Here is a 1,608-nt window from a genome sequence, read left to right on the forward strand (position 1 = left end):
CTCCTGGCCCCCCTGACCAGCGAACAGTCTGCGCAGCTGGGGATCCTGCTGGCCAGGTTGGCCAGCGCCCATGCCCTCGACACGGACCTGCATCGGGACACGAGGCCGGAATGAACCCGGCGTGCCGGCCGGTTCTTCGAGGCGATAGCCGTCCTTTTCAGCCGGCGGGCAGTGTGGGATCATCCCGGTATGGGCGAAAATACTGAACCGCGGGTGACCTTGCCCTCCGGCCCCGAGCGCCTGAAGGGCACGCATCACCGCGACGTTGATGGCTACGGAAATCCGATTACGCAGCAGCTGCGCATCATCGGTCAGCGGCGCCGCGAAGCCGAAGAAAAGCTCGACCGGCACCTGCAGGACGCACGCAAGAGCCACTGAGCGCGGCATGGGCGATGGTAAAGGCAGGCACCCGTGGGGTGCCTGCCTTTCCTTTCCGTGCCCGTCTACTTGGCGGCCACTGCGAACGGCGACGCCTTCTCGGGCGCAGCCACGGGCCCTGCCGCGGCTCGGAACGGGTTGCAGATCCTTACAGCCAGGCGGGCGGACTTTTCCGCGGACCGGGTCCGGGATTTCAGTCGCCTGCGGGCCCAGCTGGTCGAACCCGACTCGGAACTCGCGCTACGCATTTCCGGAATTTCACCCGCAGCGGGTGAGGCCCATGCCGGACCTAATGCAAACAATGGTCATACCCTCCAAAGAGAGGGCTGAGGGACAGGCCGTCCCGGAAACGAGAACGCATCTTTGAGAGCAGGAAAAGCAAATGAGTTTCCGGGAAGACTATTGGGATATTTTGACGGAACCAAGAGCCGGGTGCTGGTCTGACGGCGTTCGCGCCTTGAAGTACGTTTAGGCAGCCGTGCGCGGATTCTTCCAGGACGCGGAAACGTTTGCCTTGCTCCTGCTGGCGGCCCACATATTACTCGTGACCGTCGCAGCTGTCCTGGTGTCGATGAATCGCCGTCCATCCTCTGCCATTGCCTGGGTGCTCGCCATAATTTTCATACCGATCCTTGGTGCCGTCGCATATTTCTTCGTTGGTTACTCGAAACTGCCCAAGGCGCGCAGGGACAAACAGCGCGAAGTTAACGCTCTGGTCCTGTCACGGACTGAAGGTAGCCCGTTCATTAGCCGCGGCCTTGATTGGCCGGAATGGCTGCATTCGGCGGTGGTGTTGAACAGCAACCTTGGGGCCCTCCCTATGGTCTCGGGCAACAGTGCGACCCTGTTGGGCGAGTACAACGGAGCTTTCGATGCCATGATCGCTGATATTGATTCGGCCACAAGTTATGTGCACGTGGAGTTTTACATCCTCGTGCTGGACGCAACGACAGAGCCGTATTTTCAGTCGCTGGCCCGGGCACGACGGCGCGGCGTTGACGTGCGGGTTCTGTCCGATCATCTGGCTGGCCTGAAGTTCCCCGGCCGGAAAGAAACCCTGGAGTTCCTCCAGGAGATAGGGGCGGAATATCGCCCCATGCTGCCGGTGCGGCCGTGGCGTGGCGAATGGCAGAGGCCGGACCTGCGCAATCACCGGAAGATCTGCGTCGTCGATGGCCGCGTGGGATTCACGGGGTCCCAGAACCTCATCGACGCGAGCTACGACACGAA

At 61.9% G+C, this 1,608-nt stretch carries 2 protein-coding genes; both read left to right on the forward strand.

Annotation, left to right across the window (positions count from 1 at the left end):
* Positions 1-189: 189 nt before the first annotated feature.
* Entirely contained in the window at positions 190-378 is a 189-nt protein-coding gene (locus LQV45_RS31015; protein ID WP_230011149.1) for a hypothetical protein, read from the forward strand.
* A 478-nt stretch (positions 379-856) separates the two neighbouring features.
* Positions 857-1,608, forward strand: a 752-nt coding sequence (locus LQV45_RS31020; protein WP_230011150.1) for a phospholipase D-like domain-containing protein, incomplete at its 3' end; no start/stop codon positions are given.

Source organism: Microbacterium sp. Bi128 (assembly GCF_918698205.1).